Here is an 18,682-nt window from a genome sequence, read left to right on the forward strand (position 1 = left end):
AAGCCAAGGCACGTAGGCGGGGAGCAATTGTCAACACGCCCTAGTATTTAATACTTATTTTTAGAAAGTTCCAGAATTAATTTTTCTCTTAAAATTGTTTTTTCATCATGACTCAAGGGATAACCTGTTTGGTTGGATATATAAAACATATCCTCTACCCTCTCCCCAGCAGTAGCAATTTTCGCATTATGTAAATGAATGTTGAGAGCAAGAAATACCCGGCTTATGGTCGCCAAAAGACCTGGCCTGTCATTGGTAATGAGAAATAGTTGGGTTTGATGATTCGTATTGTCATCAATAAAATTAATTTGTGTTTTGACATTAAAATGAGTCAATGCTCTGGATAATCTTCTGCGAGAAATAGCAGGAAGTCGTCCTGTATTGGCCAGATGTTCGCAGAGACTTTTTTGGATGTCTTCAGCGCGTTGTTCATTCAAAAAAGCCTGATTGTTTTCATCCAAAATGATATAAGTATCTAAATCAAATTGATTATCACAAGTAATAATTGCCGCTTCCTGTATAGTAACGTGATGATTACTTAACACTGAAGTCGTGATAGTAAATCGTTCGTCTCTATGGGGCATGTAAATAAATACTTCAGTCCCACCCTGACTATGATGTGGCATGATTATTACTACCGGAAATCGCTTGCTGCCCAGAATTGCCTTGGTGTGCCTGGCTATCACTTCAGGAGATTCATGAAGAAAATATTTTCCCTTAAATTGATCCCATAGATTCTGTATTACTCTGGAGGATATCCCATCTGAAATTAATATATCCATAGCGTATTGTTTACGGAGGGATATTAGAGCGGCTTCATCAACCAACACTTGTTGTTTATGAAGTCTGGTTTTTGCTGCATGGTATAATTCTTTAAGTAATGAGTCTTTCCAGGCATTCCAAAGAGTAGGATTTGTACCACAAATATCTGCTACTGTAAGCAAATAAAGATAATCCAAATACTTTGCATGAGGTAGAAGTTGGCAAAATTGTTCGATGGTTTTAGGGTCATAAATATCTTTACGTTGAGCAGTTTGTGACATGAGCAAATGGTAGCGAACAAGCCAAATAACCAATTTGCTATCTTCTGCGTCCATAAAGTGACGTTGTGTAAATTGCTGTGCTTCAATTGCTCCTAATTCAGAATGATCTCCTCCTCGACCTTTGGCAATATCATGGAACAAGGCACCAAGATATAAAATTTCAGGTTTTTCCAAAGTAGCAATGATTTTGGCGCATAAAGGAAATTGCTTTGCATATTCGCTCTTTTTAAAGCGAGATATATTACGGATCACAAACAGGGTATGCTGATCAACGGTATAGGCGTGGAATAAATCATACTGCATTTGTCCCGTAACTGTAGCAAAACAATCAAGATAGTGTGCTAAAACCCCATATCTATTCATTCTTTGTAATGCATCGTAGGGATCATTACCAGTTCTGAAAATGTTGATAAATATATTAGCAGTCTCTTTTGATTCTCTAAAACGTTTGCCCATTAAAAATAATGATTCTCTAATTAATCTTATTGTGCTTGCTCTAACTCCTTCGATGTCAGGGCGTTTAACAAGCCAATAGAATAGTTTCAATATAGATTGCGGATTTTGTTTAAATACACGGTTATTGCGTACTTCAATGAATCGGTTTGACAGTTGAAATTCATCATCCAGACGAATAATTTTTTGCTTTTGATGATAGACTATGGTTTCATTGAACCATTGCAAGAGCATTTCATTCAGCTCTCTATTGCGTTTGATGACTTTAAAGTAGTCTTTCATAAATTGCTCTATGGCCAAGATATGAGACTGATCTTGATATCCAAAAAATTGAGCTAATTTAACCTGATAATCAAATGACAAGCGCTCCTCAGGCTTTCCTGCTAACATATGCAAGGCAAATCGAACGCGCCAAAGAAAGTTCTGGCAGTATTTTAATTCTTCATACTCTTTATCAGTAATAAAGCCGTAGCCGATTCCCTCGGCTAATTTTTTAATTTTAAAATGGCGTTTGCTAATGCTTAGCAAAATTTGCAGGTCTCTTAATCCACCTGGACCATTTTTAATATTAGGTTCAAGGTTGTAGGCTGTTTCTCCATACTTTGCATAACGACTTTGCTGTTCCTGAAGTTTGGCAAAGAAGTATTGATGGCTAGGCCACATGTGCAAGGTGTGTGTTTGGTATATTAATTCCTCCATTAAGGCACCATGCCCACACAGTAAGAACATATCCATAATGGTAGAAATTACGCTCAAATCCTGACTGGCCAAATTGGCACATGAAGAAACAGTGGTAATTTGATGGCTTACCTCCAGCCCCACATCCCAACAATCCTGGATAAATTTTTGTGCGCGTTGCAGTTGAATTTTGCTTATTTTTTCAGTATGCAATAATAATAAGTCGATATCCGAGTGGAGTTGAAGTTCTCTACGCCCGTAGCTTCCGAGAGCCAGGAGACAAAAATTGTCTCCCAAGTGTAATTTATTTTTAATAAATAATTGAATTAAAATAGTATCAATAAAAACTGCAAGCTTGCGTGTGATGGAGGTGATATTGGCTTTTTGGCTAAAGTCCCTGCACAGTTTTTCTTTGAACTGTTTGATCGTATTCTTTATGATGCGATTATCGTTCTTCATTACGTAAAGTCAGAATTTCAACACCTGTGTCAGTTACCAACAGCGTATGCTCCCATTGAGCTGAAAGACTATGATCTTTGGTAACGACAGTCCAATGATCCGGCAATAATCGAGTATGGTGTTTTCCTATGTTGACCATAGGTTCTATGGTAAAAGTCATACCTGGTTCTAACCTCATCCCTGTTCCGGGAACTCCATAGTGAAGCACTTGTGGATCCTCATGAAATACACGACCAATTCCATGTCCGCAGTAATCACGCACTACTGAGCAACGATTTTTTTCTGCATGTTGCTGTATGGCATGACCTATATCGCCTAACTGAACACCGGGTTTAACCATATCAATCCCGATATATAAGCACTCATGAGCTATTTGCACTACATGCTTGGCCTTGACGGAAGGAGTACCTACAATAAACATTTTACTGGTATCACCATGGTATTCATTTTTTATAACAGTGACATCAATATTAATGATGTCTCCATCTTTTAATGTTTTTTTTCCTGGTATTCCATGACATACCACATGATTAATTGAGGTGCAAATTGACTTGGGAAAACCGTTATAATTTAAAGGGGCGGGAATAGCCTTTTGTACATTAACAATATAATCGTGGCAAATAGTGTTTAATTCATCAGTTGTAATGCCAACTTGAACATAAGGACCAATCATCTCAAGTACTTCGGCTGCCAGTCTGCCAGCGACACGCATTTTTTCAATTTCATCAGGAGTTTTAATTGTAACGCCCATTATGGTTTATCCAAAATCATAAATGTTAGCACATGGGTAAGAGGAGCAACAATACTCTTCAATCAGCAAAATAATAGATTTTCAATGAAAATCACATGCAAAATAGAGCAAAAAATAATCTAATAGAGTATAATGGCTCCTTAATGATTATTTTATATGATTTTTTACAAGAGAGCAGTGTTATGCCAAGAAGCAAGAATGATAGCAAACTTAAAAAGAAAAGTGCCCTTCAGTCAAAGTTTAAAGAACAGCAATTGAATCATGGTAGTAAAGAGCACAAATCTAAATTTAAATTTTCCCAAAGAAAGGCAAAGAAAAAAGGACCTGGGATGTCACACCTCCCAGGTAATATTTACACACTGTTTACTCCTGTCAATGGACCGGAAAGTAATCATGAATTGATTGCCACGAGCAAGATTATGGTTGATTTACATATTGATAACATGTCTGGCAATGATTACATTCCGTCTGCTATAGACAGAACCGATCTCGTTATTGTTCAACCTGTCCATTTACTCAGAAAAACCGGTGGACGAGGTTTATTTGCCAGAGAAGACATTCCAAAGGGAACGTGCATTGGTATTTACACAGGAGAAGTGTATTCTGAACAAGAATTTGAACAATATCTAATGGAACACGTTGGTTCTGATAAAAGTTATGCGATGTATGTCGGGGGCCGGGTAGTCGATGCGGCAAGAAAAGGTAATTTGACTCGTTATATCAATTTTTCCGATAGTCAGGATAACGCAGAATTTGTTGAAGGTACATTGAATCGCAAGAAAGTTGTAAAAGTAATAACCACCAAAAACATCAAGGCAGGGCAACAACTATTAATCAACTACAATACTTACGAAGAGCAAGCTTCCAGGTATTATTACTTTCTTAATCCTGGCGATGGTTGGCTATCTGCACAGGAATTTTATCAAACTCACCAATCTCAATACCGATTAGAACAAATGCCTTATAATTTGGAAGGATTTGATCTTAAAGTAGGGGATAGAGTGTTAATGACTCAAATAGGAAGGATAATTTTCGCTAACTTTTCCCTTGAAAAAGAACAAGAATTAAATGCCTCAGATATCGATTTGCCATTTTTAAAAGTTGGGCCTGACGAAAAAATATTAGATTTTGATGAAGCGGATACATTCACCCCTTTGATGGCTGCTTGTTATCTTGGACAAGTTGAAAATGTAAAATGGCTTATTGAACATGGCGCTAATATCGATCAACAGCAGAGTCATTCTGGCCATTGTCCTTTGAGTTTGACATTGAAAGGATATTCTTTAGCAAAGGATACCAAAAAATACATCGATATCATTCAGCTATTGATCAAAAATCAGGTTAATCTTTTGGTGCATGACCGATCAGACAAGACTTTTTTACATAATGCCGCATTAATCCTGAATAACCATGATTTTCAATCTGTTGTGAAATTTTTAATGGAACAAAATCCTATTGATATCAATGAATATTTTACATACATCGATGAGAGTGATTTTGATATCGTCATGCATTGCTATAATAATAAGTTATTTGATAAAGCGCTTGTTTTATTGGCCTTTTATCCGGATTATTTTAAAAGAAATTATATGAGTAATAATGAAGGTCATAATCAATTTAATATTAATGCTTTTAGAAAAGCGATAAAAGATTTTAATTCCAATGAGCTTGATATTTTATTAATTCAGTTAGAGGAGAGCGGGTTGCATTTGCCTGAAGCGTTGTTAACGCAATTAGGAATTATGAATGAAAGTGTCACAAGTCAAAGAAAGTACTTTTGATTTGATATTTCCTGCTAACATGAAACTCTGAGCTCTCTATCAACTCGTGTCAGATGAGAGCTTATGCACTCCAAATTGAACCTTATTGGGTGTACTTAAACTATGGCTAGAACAGACTTTATTTATTATTGCTATAAACAAGTAATTGACACATATATTTACATAATGTTAATATTATGCACTTTGCTTAATATTCTTTAGCAAAATTTCGATGTGTCTTCTCTATATGGATTACCTAGAGGACTGGTTATTTCTAGTTTCATGAGGAAACGGGTGCGTCGCTATGAAGAAAGTTTCACTTTACTCAAGGCGATGTTCCGACTTCCAAGTTTGAAATCTCCTCTTTAATTAAAGTGACAGTGGTTATGTAATCTTTTTGAGAGGAAAATAAAATGCCAGTTCGTTATTCGGGTTTTGATTATGATGGTTGCGTCGGTGTTACCAATCTAATAAATATCGTTGCGCAAAATCCAAAGCTTGTCCAAAGAATTCGAGACACTTCAAACCACTATACCAAAGAAGTCACGTTAATTGCTTCGAATCGTCAAAGTGACCGCGATGATAAGCGTAATGCTCGCTCCAATGGCAATGGTTCTTGTTTTGTCCAGATTCGAAAATTTTGCACCGACTTAGGCATGGAGTTTGATCCGTTTTTATTAGCTGATGCATACAACTTGGTGCCTGCTGGAACCAGTCTCCGTGAGGCAACCGATCCTGCAAATGACGAAAAAATTCAAAACGGCTGGTTACATGATAAATCGAAAACTACACTTGTGTATGCTCATATGCAAAGAGCTTCATCTTTGGAAGCGAGAGAGCAGGTCGATTATTTCTTTTATGATGATCGAGAAGACATTCTTGAAGGGTTATATCAATTTTTCTCAGTAAATCCCGAGCTTATTCCATCTAATGTTAAGATGCATTTGGTTAAATACGCCTGTAACCGTGAAAATGTCCATATCATGGATAATTATAAAACTCCTGTTCAGGGAAAGGGCTTTACTAATCCTGACTATGTTAAAACGATCAAAGCATTTGGTGATAAAGCGATTGAGAATGCCAGAGATGTTTATGACATAGATGGCAAAGAAATTAATGCAGTAGGAGTTCGTCAGGCGAAATACAATTGTAATTTTGAATTTGAAGCCAATAAACGGCAACAAATGAAGTTTGCTAATAATTTTGATTCTCCCGCTGAGTTAATTAAAGCTCATGAACAAGCTATAGAGAAAATAAAGCTGGATGCATTTGAATTGTATAAAACAAAAATTAACGTTATCACTGCGTTGTCAAACGAACAAAAAACCTTTTTAATCAGAGCGAAAGCTCAGCAATGGAATGTTCCGTGTAATGAAGGGCAATGGAACAATCCAATTTTTACTTTGCAGGCTATAATGGCCGAAAAAAGCGATCGCTTTTTCCTGTCTCAATATGCTTTTACTGCGGAAATGTTAATCACAAACTATCAAAAAGCTATAGAAAACAAGATGGCTGGTAGCCGTATTTGGGAGCAGATTAATGCGTTTATTAAAAGTGTGAATGTTTTAAAGGATCCGATGAGAAATGCCCATTCTATTTTCGAAGTATTTAAGAAAAATAGTTATTCCGTTAAGGCTGTTGATGGGTTTGTGAAAAAGGTTGTCGAGGTGATGAATGGATTGATGGACAAGTATCCCCAACTCAGTACAACAGAAATGATAACATGCATGCGTATTCTTGAATTAAATTTGCAAAAGATGATTAACTTTTTTTCTCTTGTCGACCGTCTGATTACTATCTATCGAGGTTGCACCAGTGCTGGTCCAAACTTTAATAAAATTCTGACTGTTGTAAGGGAAGCTCTTGAAGAAATGAAAACGATAACGGACAGTGGTGATAATTACTCTACCATCTTGAGTAATTTGGACAAAGTGATAACCGCAGCAAATAATCGGCTGGAAAGCCTCACTTATCCTAAAGAATACTCAACAAAAAATTTCCATTCACAAGAGTCTTATAAAGTTGTAGGCGCATATTTGTGCATGCAAAGTCAGTTGGTTCCAAAATTAGACACCAAAGCTTCTACTGCATTGGCCATTTAATTTCATTTTGTTCTTTTTGAAAAAAGGCATGCTAGTACATGCCTTTTTCACTATTCTTGTTTGATTATGTTGGGTTTGGGCTATCCCCTGTATGCCTGCGATTTTCTCGTTGTTCACTTCGCTTGGCAAGGACTTCATCCATTCTGTTTTCGGATAGTTGTACTTTTTGAAACCAAAAAGTACCGTATGAAGTAGCAGGAGTTTTATATTTAATAAATTCTTTACCATTCACCAAATTTACAGATTCTTTTGTAAAGTATTTACCATTATGATCTGGATTGTACTGAAGGAAGAGTTCATCTCTATAAGGTGGTTTGTGCCTATAAATAGTGAAATCAGGCAGGGAGATTTCTTTTTTTCTACCTTTGTTATACTGCAGAGCGTCTTTAACTAAAGCCTGAATATTAATTCGTGGTAACTTTCCATTCGGATCAACAAAATAGTCGTTCGTATTGTCTTTTTCTGTAATTTGCTTAAATTCCATCCCTTTAGGAATACTTAAAAAAATCATATGTCCTCTCATAATTGGGTTTCATTTTTATTCTGCAACAACAATATTGCTCATCGCCGATATAGGTTGTTCTAAATTGGGTCATAAGTCAATAATTGCAGCAAGTGTTTTGCAATGAATTTGTAGTAAAGCTCCATGCTACTCTGTGTAAGGGCAATCAATATATGGGTCTGGATGTGCATAAAATTTGAACTATAATTTAAATGAAATATCAATCAGGATAACCGTCATTACAGGATTTGTTATGAAACCCAAAACAAAGAAGAATATGGCGAGAACTATAATATTTGCACTTTGCATCATTGCCAGTGCAGCTGCTGCAGCATGCTATGGGTTAGCATACTGAGCGAAATATCATCAGTTTTTTTAATGGTAGAGAGAAAGTTTGCCCATTTTTTTGCGTTCAGAAAATATTGTTCAGGAAGCAACAGTGAGAAAGAGCATAATTACAGCAATGATTATATCTGAAGAGTTGGGATAGATTGGTACCGAATTTTTTATTATCGGTACCAATCAAGTTTTACATATTCTTTTTGTATTGTGATTTTTGTTCGTTCGTTAGCTGATTGTAAATTTGATTTTTCATCATTACACGATTTTTTAGCATAGTTCCTGCTATTTTATTCCTTTGACTGATTAAATTATCCAGTTTAGCTTCATCGAGCTTCTCATTGGCAATGAGCGCATTGATTTGTTCTTTGATTGCTTTAAGTTGTTTATAATTTTCTTTGATTGATTTTTGAGCTTGTATTTTGATGGTTTTGATTTTGTTCTTTTGCTCTTGAGTTAAATTAAGTTGGTTAAGTGTTTTTTTGTGATCATGGCAATGACAAGGCTTTGATTGAGTAGTATTGATTGTATTGGCAAAAACAGGCTGTCCAAAAGTAAATGCCAAAGCAAGAGCAGCTAAACAGATAGATTTTTTACTCATAATCGTTTCCTCTTAAAATTTAATGTTAATAGGATTCTCCTGAGTACAACATTTTTAAAACTTCCATGCGCAATGAAGTATAAATCAAAATGTACAAATTAATATAGGGTTATTTCCAAATTGGTTTTAGTCAATTACTGGTATCCTACATAATGTTTTGTATATAACGGATTTTTTTGTTATGCACAGAGATTACAATGTTAATTTCATTGCTGAATTGGCACGAATATGTTATAAATACCGCGCTTTAAATACACACACGTTTCGTCACATGCGATAGGGTCCCTTGGCGGGTTTCGTATGGGAAGCGTGGAGGCTTAACCCTGGAGATATAATATGAACAATGTAAGTATGCGTGAATTGCTGGAAGCAGGCGCTCATTTTGGACACAGAACACGTTTCTGGAATCCAAAGATGAGTGAATATATTTTTGGCTCAAGAAATAAAATCCATATCATTAACCTTGAAAAAACACTACCTATGCTGAATGACGTAATGAATTACGTTGGTCGGTTGGCAGCGAACAAAGCAAAAATTCTTTTTGTAGGCACCAAAAGAGCAGCTCAAGATAGCATTCGAGAACATGCAAGACGATGCGGTATGCCTTATGTTGATCACAGATGGTTAGGTGGTATGTTGACCAACTATAAAACAGTCCGTCAATCAATATTCCGTTTAAAGGAATTAAAAGAAATGAAGGAAAAAGGACTGTTTAATGACATGATTAAGAAAGAAGCCTTAATGCTGACAAGAGAGCTTGAAAAATTGGAGCGTAGTCTTGGTGGAATTGAGAACATGGGTGGTTTGCCTGATGCGTTATTTGTGGTTGATGTTGGTTTTGAACATATTGCTGTTGAAGAAGCTCGTCGGTTAAGAATCCCGGTAATTGGTGTTGTAGATACCAATAATAGCCCTGATAACATTGATTATGTTATACCAGGCAATGATGATTCAATGCGTGCTGTGGACATTTATGTTCGCTGTGTCGCTGATGCTATTTTAGACGGTAAAAATAGCAACACTGTAGGAAGGGTATCATCTGATTCAGAGTTTGTTGAGGTCACTTCAAATTCTAAAGAAGAAGAAAAATCCGGAGAATAATTACTATTTGAATAAAGGGGGCGTTAATTTAATAAGCCCCCTTTTTGCTATGTGGAGAAATCAAAATGTCAACAATTAGTGCTGCATTAGTAATGCAATTGCGTGAGCGCACAGGCGCAGGTATGATGGAATGTAAAAAATTTCTAATAGCGACTAACGGTGATATCGAGCAAGCAATTATTGAAATGCGTAAAGCTGGCCAGGCAAAAGCAGATAAAAAGGCAGATAGAGTCGCAGCGGAAGGTATAATCGTTATTGCGCGTTCTTCTGATGAACGTACAGCAGTGATGCTTGAGATTAACAGTGAAACAGACTTTGTTGCACGAGATGAGAATTTTACTAATTTTGCCAATGCTGTTGCCGATGTCGCATTAACAAATCTTCCAAAGAATATAGAAGATTTGTCCAATCAAGCATTACCTTCTGGTATTACTGTGGAGCAAGCAAGACAAGAACTGGTTGCAAAAATTGGTGAAAATATTAAATTGCGCCGATTGGAAAAAGTGCATTGCGACGGCGTAATTGGATATTATTTACACGGTTCCCGTATTGGGGTTATGGTCGCATTAAAAAATGGAAGTGAAGCATTAGCTAAAGATATTGCCATGCATGTTGCTGCGAGTAAACCGATGGTAGTTAGTCGTGAGCAGGTACCAGCTGAAGCAATTGAAAATGAAAGAGAAATATTCACCGCTCAAGCGAAAGAGAGTGGTAAGCCGCAAGAGATCATTGATAAGATGATTGATGGACGAATCAATAAATTTATTGATGAGGTAAGCTTGTTGGGTCAGCCTTATGTAAAAGATCCTAACATTAAAGTGGGTCAACTTTTAAAAGAGAAAAATGCCGAAGTACTATCCTTCGTTCGTTATGAAGTAGGTGAAGGGATAGAGAAAAAAGAGGACAATTTTGTTGAAGAAGTGATGGCTCAGGTTCGTACATGATGAATGAAAGTCAACCTAAATTAAAATACAAACGCATTCTGCTTAAGTTTAGTGGCGAAGCGCTGATGGGGAAATCTCAGTTTGGGATTGATCCCTCAGTTCTCGATTCATTAGCTCGAGATATTGCAGAATTGATTCATATGGGTGTGGAAGTTGGTTTGGTTTTAGGTGGTGGTAATCTATTCAGAGGAAAAGCGCTTTCTCAGGCGGGTGTTGGACGAGTTACAGGAGACCATATGGGGATGCTGGCGACTCTTATGAATGCATTGGCACTCCGTGATGCTTTAGAACGAATTGATTTGCCTGCTCGTATTATGTCAGCTATTCCAATGCTTGGAGTAGTTGATCCTTACCATAGACGAAAGGCTATCACTCACTTGCGCAATGGTCAGGTAGTGATTTTTGCGGCTGGAACAGGAAATCCTTTTTTTACAACAGATACCGCTGCTTGCTTGAGGGCAATTGAAGTAGGTGCAGACATCGTTTTAAAAGCAACAAAGGTAGATGGTGTTTATTCTGCTGACCCACTTAAAAATCCTGACGCAAAGCGTTATGATTATTTGACCTACAAAGAAGTGTTAACCAAAGGTTTGGAAGTGATGGACTCCACAGCAATTTGTTTGTGCCAAGATCAAGGAATGCCCTTACAGGTATTTGACATGGCTGCTCCTCAAGCATTGAAACGAATTGTATCTGGAGAGCGAGTCGGAACTATAGTCGGAGCTAATCATGATCAATGAGATTAAGCAAGATTCAGAAAAACGTATGAAAAAGACTATTGAAGCTTTGCACACGGATATGTCAAAAATCCGTACCGGCAGGGCGAATGCCAGTCTATTAGATCATGTAATGGTTGATTATTATGGAAGTCCTACACCTTTAAGCCAGGTTGCCAATATCACTACCAGTGACTCCCGAACTATTTTAGTTACGCCTTGGGAAAAGTCTATGGTCGCAGCTATAGAAAAGGCTATATTAAACTCTGATTTGGGTTTGAATCCTGCAACTGCTGGAACAGCTATTCGGGTTCCTATGCCACCTTTAACAGAGGAGCGCAGAAAGGAATTGATTAAAGTTGTTCGTCATGAAGGAGAGCAAGGAAGAGTTTCAATTCGAAACATCAGAAGGGATGCCAATAATCAGCTAAAGGAACTTGTTAAAGAGAAAGCAATCTCCGAGGACGATGAGCGACGTGCCGCAGAAGCGATCCAAAAGCTGACGGATAGATATATTTCTGAAGTTGATGCGGTATTGGCCGAGAAAGAAAAAGATTTAATGGAAATTTAAGGAGTAGAGATTACTCCTTTTTTTATAATAAGGCTATAAATCTTACTTTTAGTATATTTATTTCATTTTTTGCAAATATTCTTCAGTACTAATAAATTGGTTACGATATTTCTATAACCATGTATCCAGATAATGATATATACGCTTTAATTAAAAAAATAAAAAACTATTTCAATTGGCAAAATATCTCATATAATTCTAAGATTGCTTTAGCAATGATGATAATTTGGGGATGTGATGAAAAGGAATGCATTGATTATAATGTTAATCTATTTAACAAGTAATCTGGCTTTTGCTGATAATTTAGGAAAATATACTTACGAAATTGCTTGCAAAAGTTGTCATGCCCCTGATTTAGCTAAGGCTATAAAAGCTCCTCCAGCTTTTGATAAAAAGGCATGGAAGCTGCGATTTAAACAAGCAAAAATAGAAGCAAAAAATAATCCCTCACAATTTGAAACCCCAATGGATTATCTGCTGTACAATGTTAAGATAGGTAAAGGGTTGATGCACCATGGTGGTTTATGCAAAGAGGCAGATGTTCCTAATACCGATTGTTCTGATGAGGCATTAATTGCAGCGATTAATTACATGAGAAAATAAGATAAAATATTTAAATGCTATTAGCTTTTGGCTGGATTTCATTTATAATAAGACTATTGTTTGCTATTAATTAACATTAATATTCAGCAACATAACCCCAATCTTTTACCCATGCAATTTTTTTTATCTCACTAGTATTCGTTACTTGCTTAATAAAAAAGTCTTTATTGTCATTTTTGGATGCAATGACAACTATATTGGCACATTTTTTTATTGGGATAATGATATTGGATGGAAATTGTTTCTTGATTAATTGAACCAGCTCCCATTGTTCTCTAGCGTTTGCCAAATTAACTCCTAAAAACCCATCATCAGCTAATTGCTTTCTGCAATCAATGAAGAAATCTATAGAATGACATTCATCGGGAAAATGTGTTGCGTCATATAAATCAAGAAGCAAATGCTTAAAAGTTTTTTTGTTTTCACGAACAAAATCTTGAGCGCTTTGGTGAATAATGGTGAAATTAGGGATTAAATCCGTCATGAAAAATTGTTTTGCAATGTGGATTACTTCTTCACTATTTTCTACAGCAACGATAGAGTGCATGTTTTTTTGTGCGCTCAACAGGTGAGCGATTCCTGCTCCTCCAAGGCCTAATAAACAACAATTATTAGGAAATTGTCGTGCCATAAGTGTCAGCATTTGCAGATAATGTAAACCAGGCCTGCGAGGTATATAACGGTTAATTACAGTTTGCCATGCTTCGCTACCTAAAGTAAGCCAACGGTACAACAAATTTTGATAGACTTTATATCCTGACGGTGAAATATAAATACATTTGCCGAATTTTGTTTTCCACATGACTCGGATACTCAAGATTGAAAGGGATATATTGAGCCTAATTTCAAGATCTGAGTTAATTCATCCAATGCATCCAGACATTCATATAATAGTTGCGGATCAGCTAAATCGGATATTTTCAGTTCAGTTCGGTAATATTTTAAAACCCATTTATCTAAAATATCTAACAAATCATTATCAATTAGAATACCTTGGTGCATTGCTTTAAGTTCGTAGTCATTCAGAGGAACTCGTAAGCGTAAACAGGCTGGTCCACCGCCATTACGCATGCTTTGTTTCAGATCCAGGTAATAGACTGAGTTAATAGGGTTTTGAGGATCAGAGACTAATTCATCAATACAAGTTTTTACTTTAAGGTTTGTCTGACATTCACCAGGAGCTATTAAAATCATATTTTTCTGATCAGGTAAGGTAATCAATTGAGAATTGAAAAGATAGGTATCTACTGCTTCACTAACGCTGATTTGTTCTTTTGAGATCTCAATTATTGTTAATGGAAAATCAGCTTTTGATCTTAGTTGATCCAAAACATAGGCTTGATTATAAAAAGCTTCTTCATGAACCAGAAACACATGTTCATTAGCAACTGAGATGACATCATTATGAAATACCCCTTGATCTATTGCCAATGGATTTTGACACGCAAAAATCACTCGCTCAGATTTTAATAAATGGTTGCGAGCGATGGCTTCTGATGCTTCTTTAGTTTGCCGAGCAGGGTATTTTATTGGGCCTTGTTCAAATTGATGATCTCCCAGCACTTTTCTACCATATACAAAGAAATGAATTCCTGAGTACGCGTGACTTTGGCATAGGCGATTATGATTTGCTGCTCCCTCATCGCTTGTGCCCATTGATTTGGGCAATATGGGATGATGATTAAAATAATCAGAGTTGGAAAATATAAATTCCAATAATTTTTTTGAAAAATTGGCCTCCTGGTGGCGATGCAAGTTGCTGATTAAATTTGCAGCAGTGAAATGCACTTTATTGTCTTCAGTATCCACGCTTGCAGAAACGGTTGCTGCATTAGCTGTCCACATACTTGATGCAGAGTAACAGGCACTAAGCAATTCGGGTGCTGTTTTATAAGCTTTGTTTATTTGTTCACTGGGAGTGCCTTTAAATCCCAGTTGATAGAGTAAATTCAAATTAGGTCGTTGATGCGGGGGTAATAGACCTTGCTTTAGCCCCATGTTATAAAGTTGACGCATCTTTTCCAAACCTTGCCTTGCTGCAGATTGAGGATTGGAAATAGATAAAGCATTATTTGTAGAGGCTATATTACCCGCTGAAAGTCCTGCATAATGATGAGTTTGCCCAACAAGCCCATCCATGTTCAATTCATAAACATTCATAATAATTATTCCAATACTAGACCTGGTAATTGTTGCGCTGGAGTTATTAATAGGGGCTGCTCCATGCTTGCTACAGGATAAGCACAATAATCAGCAGCAAAATAGGCGCTTGGCCTATGATTTCCACTACATCCGACACCGCCAAATGGAAGGGTGCTGGCGGCACCTGTGGTTGGTCTATTCCAGTTGATCAGTCCGGCACGAATATTTTGATAAAACTGTTGATAGTGGTCTTTATTATCGCTTAGTAAGCCTGATGACAAACCATAACGTGTCTGGTTCGCTAATTGAATCGCCTCATCAAAGTGATTATAACGATAAATTTGTGCAAATGGTGCAAAAATCTCCTCATCTGGCGGGTTTTTAACGCGAGTCATATCAATAATGCCAGGAGAAAGGAGTCCTGTGTATTCAACAAGAAGTGACATCGGCAGAATGATCTCACCCCCCATTTCTACAAGTTGCTTCTGCGCATGAAGATGTTTTAATGCTTGAACATGGCTGATGACAGGCCCAATAAAAGGCTCTGGTTGACTATCAAAGGGGCCAATTCTCATTAATTTACAAGCCTTGGCAAAACGTTCTAAAAACAGATCGCCTGCCTGGGAATCAGGAATTATAATTCGTCTTGCACATGTGCAGCGTTGTCCTGCAGTGATCATGGTTGAAAGCAATGTATGGTAGACCGCTGCATCAATGTTTTTCACTTCATCAATGACCAAAGGGTTGTTTCCACCCATTTCCAAAGCTAAAATCACTTCGGGTTTATCACAGAATTGTTGGTGTATACGAAGCCCTGTTGCATAACTCCCGGTAAAATACACGCCTTGAATGTCCTGAGACAAAAGGGTATTTCCACAATTTGCGTTACCTTGCAAGCAATTGATAACCCCGGGAGGTAAGCCACTATCGTGCCAACATTGGATGATCAGTTCTGCTACTGCTGGAGTATGTTCACTTGGTTTATACAATACAGTGTTCCCTGCAAGCAGGGCAGGGACAATGTGTCCGTTGCTTAAATGAGCGGGGAAATTAAACGCACCTAATACTACAACAACACCATGTGGTTTAAAGCGCAGGCAGGCATTGGCTTCTGCAGCTTCGGTTTGTTTTGGCCAGGTTCTTTCTTGATAAGCCTGAATTGACAAATTTACCTTGCCAATTACTGAGCTGACTTCAGTTTGAGACTCCCATAATGGCTTTCCTGTTTCCAATGAAATAAGACGTGCCAGTTGCTCACGATTTTTTTCTACCTGTTCCGCAAATACTTTAGTATAACGAACCCTTTCCTCAAAACTTGTATTAGCCCAGGATTTCAGTGCACGATGTGCAACGAAACAGGCATTTGAAATTTCATCATCTGTTGCATTATTTCCTTGCCAAAGCAAAGTTCCGGAGGCGGGGTTTGTTGATTCCAGAATAATCCCATTCCCCTTTGTCCATTCTCCATTTATATACTGACCTTTACTCTGTATGATTTGTAATTTAGACATCATTCTTCCTTTGTTACAATGGTGGAGTATCTTCTGTACGTATGGGTGATATACGCAGGCTATCTCCTTGTTTTACATCAAGTAATTTTGCTGTTTCTTTGCTAATAATGCAGGTATTTTCCCGTTCATTAAAAACAGCGTGACTAATTGTTGCTCGAAAATCAATTTGGGTATTGGCGAGTAAATAGCGATTGCTGCTGCTCGCTTCATCACTGATGTTTTTAATAACCATGATCCGACTTGAAGCAATCGTTTTAATTTCTAATAATGGTGATTCGATAGTAGGTCCGGCGTCAAAAATATCAACGTAGTTGTTATAACGAAAGCCTTCTTTCAAGAGAATATTCATAGCCGGGATAGTCGATTGGTGTGGTTTGCCAATGACTGCTTGTGCTTCTGGCGAGAGTAGTTTGACATAGATAGGGTTGCGAGGCATTAAATCGGCGATAAATTGTTTGTTCGTGGCTAGTGTCAGACGATCCGCTTCTACAAAAGGCATATGGAAAAAATTAGCTCCGACATTATCCCAGAATGGCGAGTTGCCTTTATCATCAGAGATCCCACGCATTTCGGCAATGACAATCGGGGCAAAACGTTGAGGATATTGTGCCATAAATAAAAAACGTCCTTTCGAAAGCAATAGGCCATTATTATTTTTTCTATAGTCAGGATGAAGAAATAGAGTACATATTTCTGTGCGACCTTGATTGTCATTGACCAGACTTAATACCTCATAATCACTGCGTATGTTGAGTGTATGACAGACTCTGGTTCTTTTAGAAATTTTATAAGAATAAAAGGGTATTTCATAACCTGTTCGTGCTTCTATAGCGGAGGTGCCGACAATTTTTTTATTTTTTTGTTCTTCAAGTACAAAAAAATAATATTCACAACCAGGGTTGGTGACATTTTTTTGATAGGATTCGCAAGACCATTCCAAGCGTTTTTTTAGTAATTCTTTATCTTTAGGGAGAGTCGTCATCCCAACACCACTGATTTCTGCCAGTTGATGGATCGCATCCAAGTCAGAGTCGCGAGCACTACGAAATAACATCATTTTATTAGATCCTCTAAACCACCCTGTGCCAAATCTGTCAGGAGAATTGCGCTAAGAGCAGCGCGTTCTGATAAGCTATCAAGCAATATATATTCATCTGAACTATGTATATTGCCTCCCCGAACACCTAAGGTATCCAGAACAGCCAAGCCATAATGAGCTAAATTATTACCGTCGCAGCAACCTCCACTGTCTTTCCAGTCAATAGTTAAACCAAGCGCCTCTCCAATTTTTTGAATCCGATGAAAAAGCCGTTCTGTCCCTGCGCAGATACGCTTCACAGGCCGTCCAAAAGTGCCATGCACACTTAGAGAATAATCAGGTCGCTCTAGCTGTCTGATAATTTTATTCAATTCATTCCTTACCCAAATTTCATCTTCTGGCAGACTAATTCGGATATCCAGTTGTGCTACTGCCTTATCAGGAACAACATTCAGCGCCTCCCCGCCAGCGATTTTACCTACATTGATTGTTACCCCATTTCTTTGTCCATTTAAGGCATGAACAGCAGTAACTGCTTCAGCAAGATAGCATATAGCGTTTCTTCCTTCATCAAATGCACGGCCAGCATGAGCAGCCCTTCCTGTTGCTACCAGTGTTAATTTTCCACTGCCTTTGCGGTTTTTTGCCAAAGTACCCTTAGGTGTCATTGCTGGTTCATAAACCAGGGCGGCTTGATAGCGATGTGCCAATTCTTTGAATAATGAACCTGATGCAGGCGAACCAATTTCCTCATCTGAATTAATTAACACATCCCAACCCATTTCTTCCGCAAATCTGGTGTTTTCAAAGGCTGCTAATGCATGCAAGATGACGATTAGTCCCCCTTTCATATCTGCAACACCAGGACCATTGATTTGATTAGCATTGAGGTAGCTTAATTTTTGAAAAGGGTTGCTGGCGGAATAAACCGTATCCATATGCCCACTGAGCAGAATTCGGCGTTTTAAGTGAGGGCGTTTGCTAATGAACAATACATCTCCACAGGATTGCGTAACTGTGCTTCCGGTCATGTCAATTACAGACAAAGGCGGTAATTTTATTAATTCTGTGGTATCAGCGATTGGTTTGAATGCTGAACACAATGTCTCAGCCATGATGGCCAATCCTGTCAAGTTAGTTGTTCCAGAATTGATTTCACAAAATTGATGGAGTTGCTCCACCATCGTTGTCTGATGATTATCTATTGAATTGATTATTTCCTTATATAATTTAACCATGGCTCTTTAGTCTTACACTAAATCCCCAACAATAGCGTAATTTGAGTATTGGCGTCAATTCAGTATAGTCGTCATATGGAACTCTCATTATTGTCTGAGCTTTACAATTTACTACTTTAAAACTAAACT

Annotated in this window: 16 protein-coding genes; 7 read left to right on the forward strand and 9 right to left on the reverse strand. The window is 37.5% G+C overall.

Annotation, left to right across the window (positions count from 1 at the left end; translation table 11 throughout):
• Nucleotides 1–47: 47 nt before the first annotated feature.
• Both glnD and map read right to left on the reverse strand, forming a co-directional pair.
• Nucleotides 48–2,633, reverse strand: coding sequence for a [protein-PII] uridylyltransferase (gene glnD / locus CC34_RS0100005; RefSeq protein WP_028379031.1), 2,586 nt, complete (start codon nt 2,631–2,633; stop codon nt 48–50).
• Nucleotides 2,620–3,384, reverse strand: coding sequence for a type I methionyl aminopeptidase (map, locus tag CC34_RS0100010; protein ID WP_011215701.1), 765 nt, complete (start codon nt 3,382–3,384; stop codon nt 2,620–2,622). The genes glnD and map overlap by 14 nt, the downstream gene beginning before the upstream one ends.
• 143 nt (nt 3,385–3,527) lie before the next feature.
• Between map and ankI the strand changes: the two genes are divergently transcribed.
• Both ankI and CC34_RS0100020 read left to right on the forward strand, forming a co-directional pair.
• Nucleotides 3,528–5,165 (forward strand): Dot/Icm T4SS effector AnkI/LegAS4, encoded by a 1,638-nt coding sequence (ankI, locus tag CC34_RS0100015; RefSeq protein ID WP_080274065.1) that lies wholly within the window; start codon nt 3,528–3,530, stop codon nt 5,163–5,165.
• Nucleotides 5,166–5,557: 392 nt separating this feature from the next.
• A complete protein-coding gene (locus CC34_RS0100020) occupies nt 5,558–7,246 on the forward strand; it encodes a hypothetical protein (protein ID WP_028379033.1) in 1,689 nt (562 codons plus the stop codon).
• A 64-nt stretch (nt 7,247–7,310) separates the two neighbouring features.
• Here CC34_RS0100020 and CC34_RS0100025 read toward each other — a convergent pair whose 3' ends face one another.
• Together CC34_RS0100025 and CC34_RS0100035 are read right to left on the reverse strand one after the other, a co-directional pair.
• Nucleotides 7,311–7,769, reverse strand: a complete 459-nt coding sequence (locus tag CC34_RS0100025; protein ID WP_031285498.1) for a lpg1716 family Dot/Icm T4SS effector — start codon at nt 7,767–7,769, stop codon at nt 7,311–7,313.
• 508 nt (nt 7,770–8,277) lie between these two features.
• Nucleotides 8,278–8,688, reverse strand: coding sequence for a Spy/CpxP family protein refolding chaperone (locus tag CC34_RS0100035; protein ID WP_027227201.1), 411 nt, complete (start codon nt 8,686–8,688; stop codon nt 8,278–8,280).
• 336 nt (nt 8,689–9,024) lie between these two features.
• On the opposite strand from CC34_RS0100035, the gene rpsB reads away from it, so the two are divergent.
• From rpsB to CC34_RS0100060, 5 genes are all read left to right on the forward strand, one after another.
• On the forward strand, nt 9,025–9,789 hold the full coding sequence (gene rpsB / locus CC34_RS0100040) for a 30S ribosomal protein S2 (protein WP_027221898.1): 765 nt from the start codon (nt 9,025–9,027) through the stop codon (nt 9,787–9,789).
• A 65-nt stretch (nt 9,790–9,854) separates the two neighbouring features.
• Complete coding sequence (tsf, locus tag CC34_RS0100045) at nt 9,855–10,733, forward strand: translation elongation factor Ts (RefSeq protein ID WP_027227200.1); 879 nt, start codon at nt 9,855–9,857, stop codon at nt 10,731–10,733.
• Complete coding sequence (pyrH, locus tag CC34_RS0100050; RefSeq protein ID WP_027227199.1) at nt 10,730–11,473, forward strand: UMP kinase; 744 nt, start codon at nt 10,730–10,732, stop codon at nt 11,471–11,473. Before tsf ends, pyrH begins: the two co-directional genes overlap by 4 nt.
• The gene (frr, locus tag CC34_RS0100055; protein ID WP_010947438.1) at nt 11,463–12,020 is read left to right on the forward strand and encodes a ribosome recycling factor; all 558 of its coding nucleotides are present in this window, start codon (nt 11,463–11,465) and stop codon (nt 12,018–12,020) included. The genes pyrH and frr overlap by 11 nt, the downstream gene beginning before the upstream one ends.
• Before the next feature lie 237 nt (nt 12,021–12,257).
• Entirely contained in the window at nt 12,258–12,623 is a 366-nt protein-coding gene (locus tag CC34_RS0100060) for a c-type cytochrome (protein WP_027227198.1), read from the forward strand.
• Nucleotides 12,624–12,699: 76 nt separating this feature from the next.
• On the opposite strand, the gene CC34_RS0100065 is transcribed toward CC34_RS0100060, so the two are convergent.
• The 5 genes from CC34_RS0100065 to CC34_RS0100085 are packed head-to-tail and all read right to left on the reverse strand — an operon-like array spanning nt 12,700 to nt 18,553.
• Nucleotides 12,700–13,425: a spermidine synthase gene (locus CC34_RS0100065; protein WP_027227197.1), complete on the reverse strand. Its 726-nt coding sequence runs from the start codon at nt 13,423–13,425 to the stop codon at nt 12,700–12,702.
• Between the two features lie 11 nt (nt 13,426–13,436).
• Entirely contained in the window at nt 13,437–14,783 is a 1,347-nt protein-coding gene (gene astB, locus CC34_RS0100070; protein ID WP_028379034.1) for an N-succinylarginine dihydrolase, read from the reverse strand.
• Nucleotides 14,784–14,788: 5 nt separating this feature from the next.
• Nucleotides 14,789–16,276 carry a succinylglutamate-semialdehyde dehydrogenase gene (gene astD, locus CC34_RS0100075; RefSeq protein ID WP_028379035.1) on the reverse strand — a complete coding sequence of 496 codons (1,488 nt, stop codon included), beginning with the start codon at nt 16,274–16,276 and terminating at the stop codon, nt 14,789–14,791.
• Nucleotides 16,277–16,289: 13 nt separating this feature from the next.
• Nucleotides 16,290–17,333, reverse strand: coding sequence for an arginine N-succinyltransferase (astA, locus tag CC34_RS0100080; RefSeq protein ID WP_028379036.1), 1,044 nt, complete (start codon nt 17,331–17,333; stop codon nt 16,290–16,292).
• A complete protein-coding gene (locus tag CC34_RS0100085) occupies nt 17,330–18,553 on the reverse strand; it encodes a hydrolase (RefSeq protein WP_028379037.1) in 1,224 nt (407 codons plus the stop codon). Before CC34_RS0100085 ends, astA begins: the two co-directional genes overlap by 4 nt.
• Nucleotides 18,554–18,682: the final 129 nt, after the last annotated feature.

This window comes from Legionella pneumophila subsp. fraseri (genome assembly GCF_000586315.1).
Lineage (GTDB): Bacteria > Pseudomonadota > Gammaproteobacteria > Legionellales > Legionellaceae > Legionella > Legionella pneumophila_B.

Bases quoted from the DNA above. Each gene is read 5' to 3' on its own strand.
- glnD (WP_028379031.1), bottom strand. From the start codon at position 2,633: ATGAAGAACGATAATCGCATCATAAAGAATACGATCAAACAGTTCAAA.
- map (WP_011215701.1), bottom strand. From the start codon at position 3,384: ATGGGCGTTACAATTAAAACTCCTGATGAAATTGAAAAAATGCGTGTC.
- ankI (WP_080274065.1), top strand. From the start codon at position 3,528: ATGATTATTTTATATGATTTTTTACAAGAGAGCAGTGTTATGCCAAGA.
- CC34_RS0100020 (WP_028379033.1), top strand. From the start codon at position 5,558: ATGCCAGTTCGTTATTCGGGTTTTGATTATGATGGTTGCGTCGGTGTT.
- CC34_RS0100025 (WP_031285498.1), bottom strand. From the start codon at position 7,769: ATGAGAGGACATATGATTTTTTTAAGTATTCCTAAAGGGATGGAATTT.
- CC34_RS0100035 (WP_027227201.1), bottom strand. From the start codon at position 8,688: ATGAGTAAAAAATCTATCTGTTTAGCTGCTCTTGCTTTGGCATTTACT.
- rpsB (WP_027221898.1), top strand. From the start codon at position 9,025: ATGAACAATGTAAGTATGCGTGAATTGCTGGAAGCAGGCGCTCATTTT.
- tsf (WP_027227200.1), top strand. From the start codon at position 9,855: ATGTCAACAATTAGTGCTGCATTAGTAATGCAATTGCGTGAGCGCACA.
- pyrH (WP_027227199.1), top strand. From the start codon at position 10,730: ATGATGAATGAAAGTCAACCTAAATTAAAATACAAACGCATTCTGCTT.
- frr (WP_010947438.1), top strand. From the start codon at position 11,463: ATGATCAATGAGATTAAGCAAGATTCAGAAAAACGTATGAAAAAGACT.
- CC34_RS0100060 (WP_027227198.1), top strand. From the start codon at position 12,258: ATGAAAAGGAATGCATTGATTATAATGTTAATCTATTTAACAAGTAAT.
- CC34_RS0100065 (WP_027227197.1), bottom strand. From the start codon at position 13,425: ATGTGGAAAACAAAATTCGGCAAATGTATTTATATTTCACCGTCAGGA.
- astB (WP_028379034.1), bottom strand. From the start codon at position 14,783: ATGAATGTTTATGAATTGAACATGGATGGGCTTGTTGGGCAAACTCAT.
- astD (WP_028379035.1), bottom strand. From the start codon at position 16,276: ATGTCTAAATTACAAATCATACAGAGTAAAGGTCAGTATATAAATGGA.
- astA (WP_028379036.1), bottom strand. From the start codon at position 17,333: ATGATGTTATTTCGTAGTGCTCGCGACTCTGACTTGGATGCGATCCAT.
- CC34_RS0100085 (WP_028379037.1), bottom strand. From the start codon at position 18,553: ATGGTTAAATTATATAAGGAAATAATCAATTCAATAGATAATCATCAG.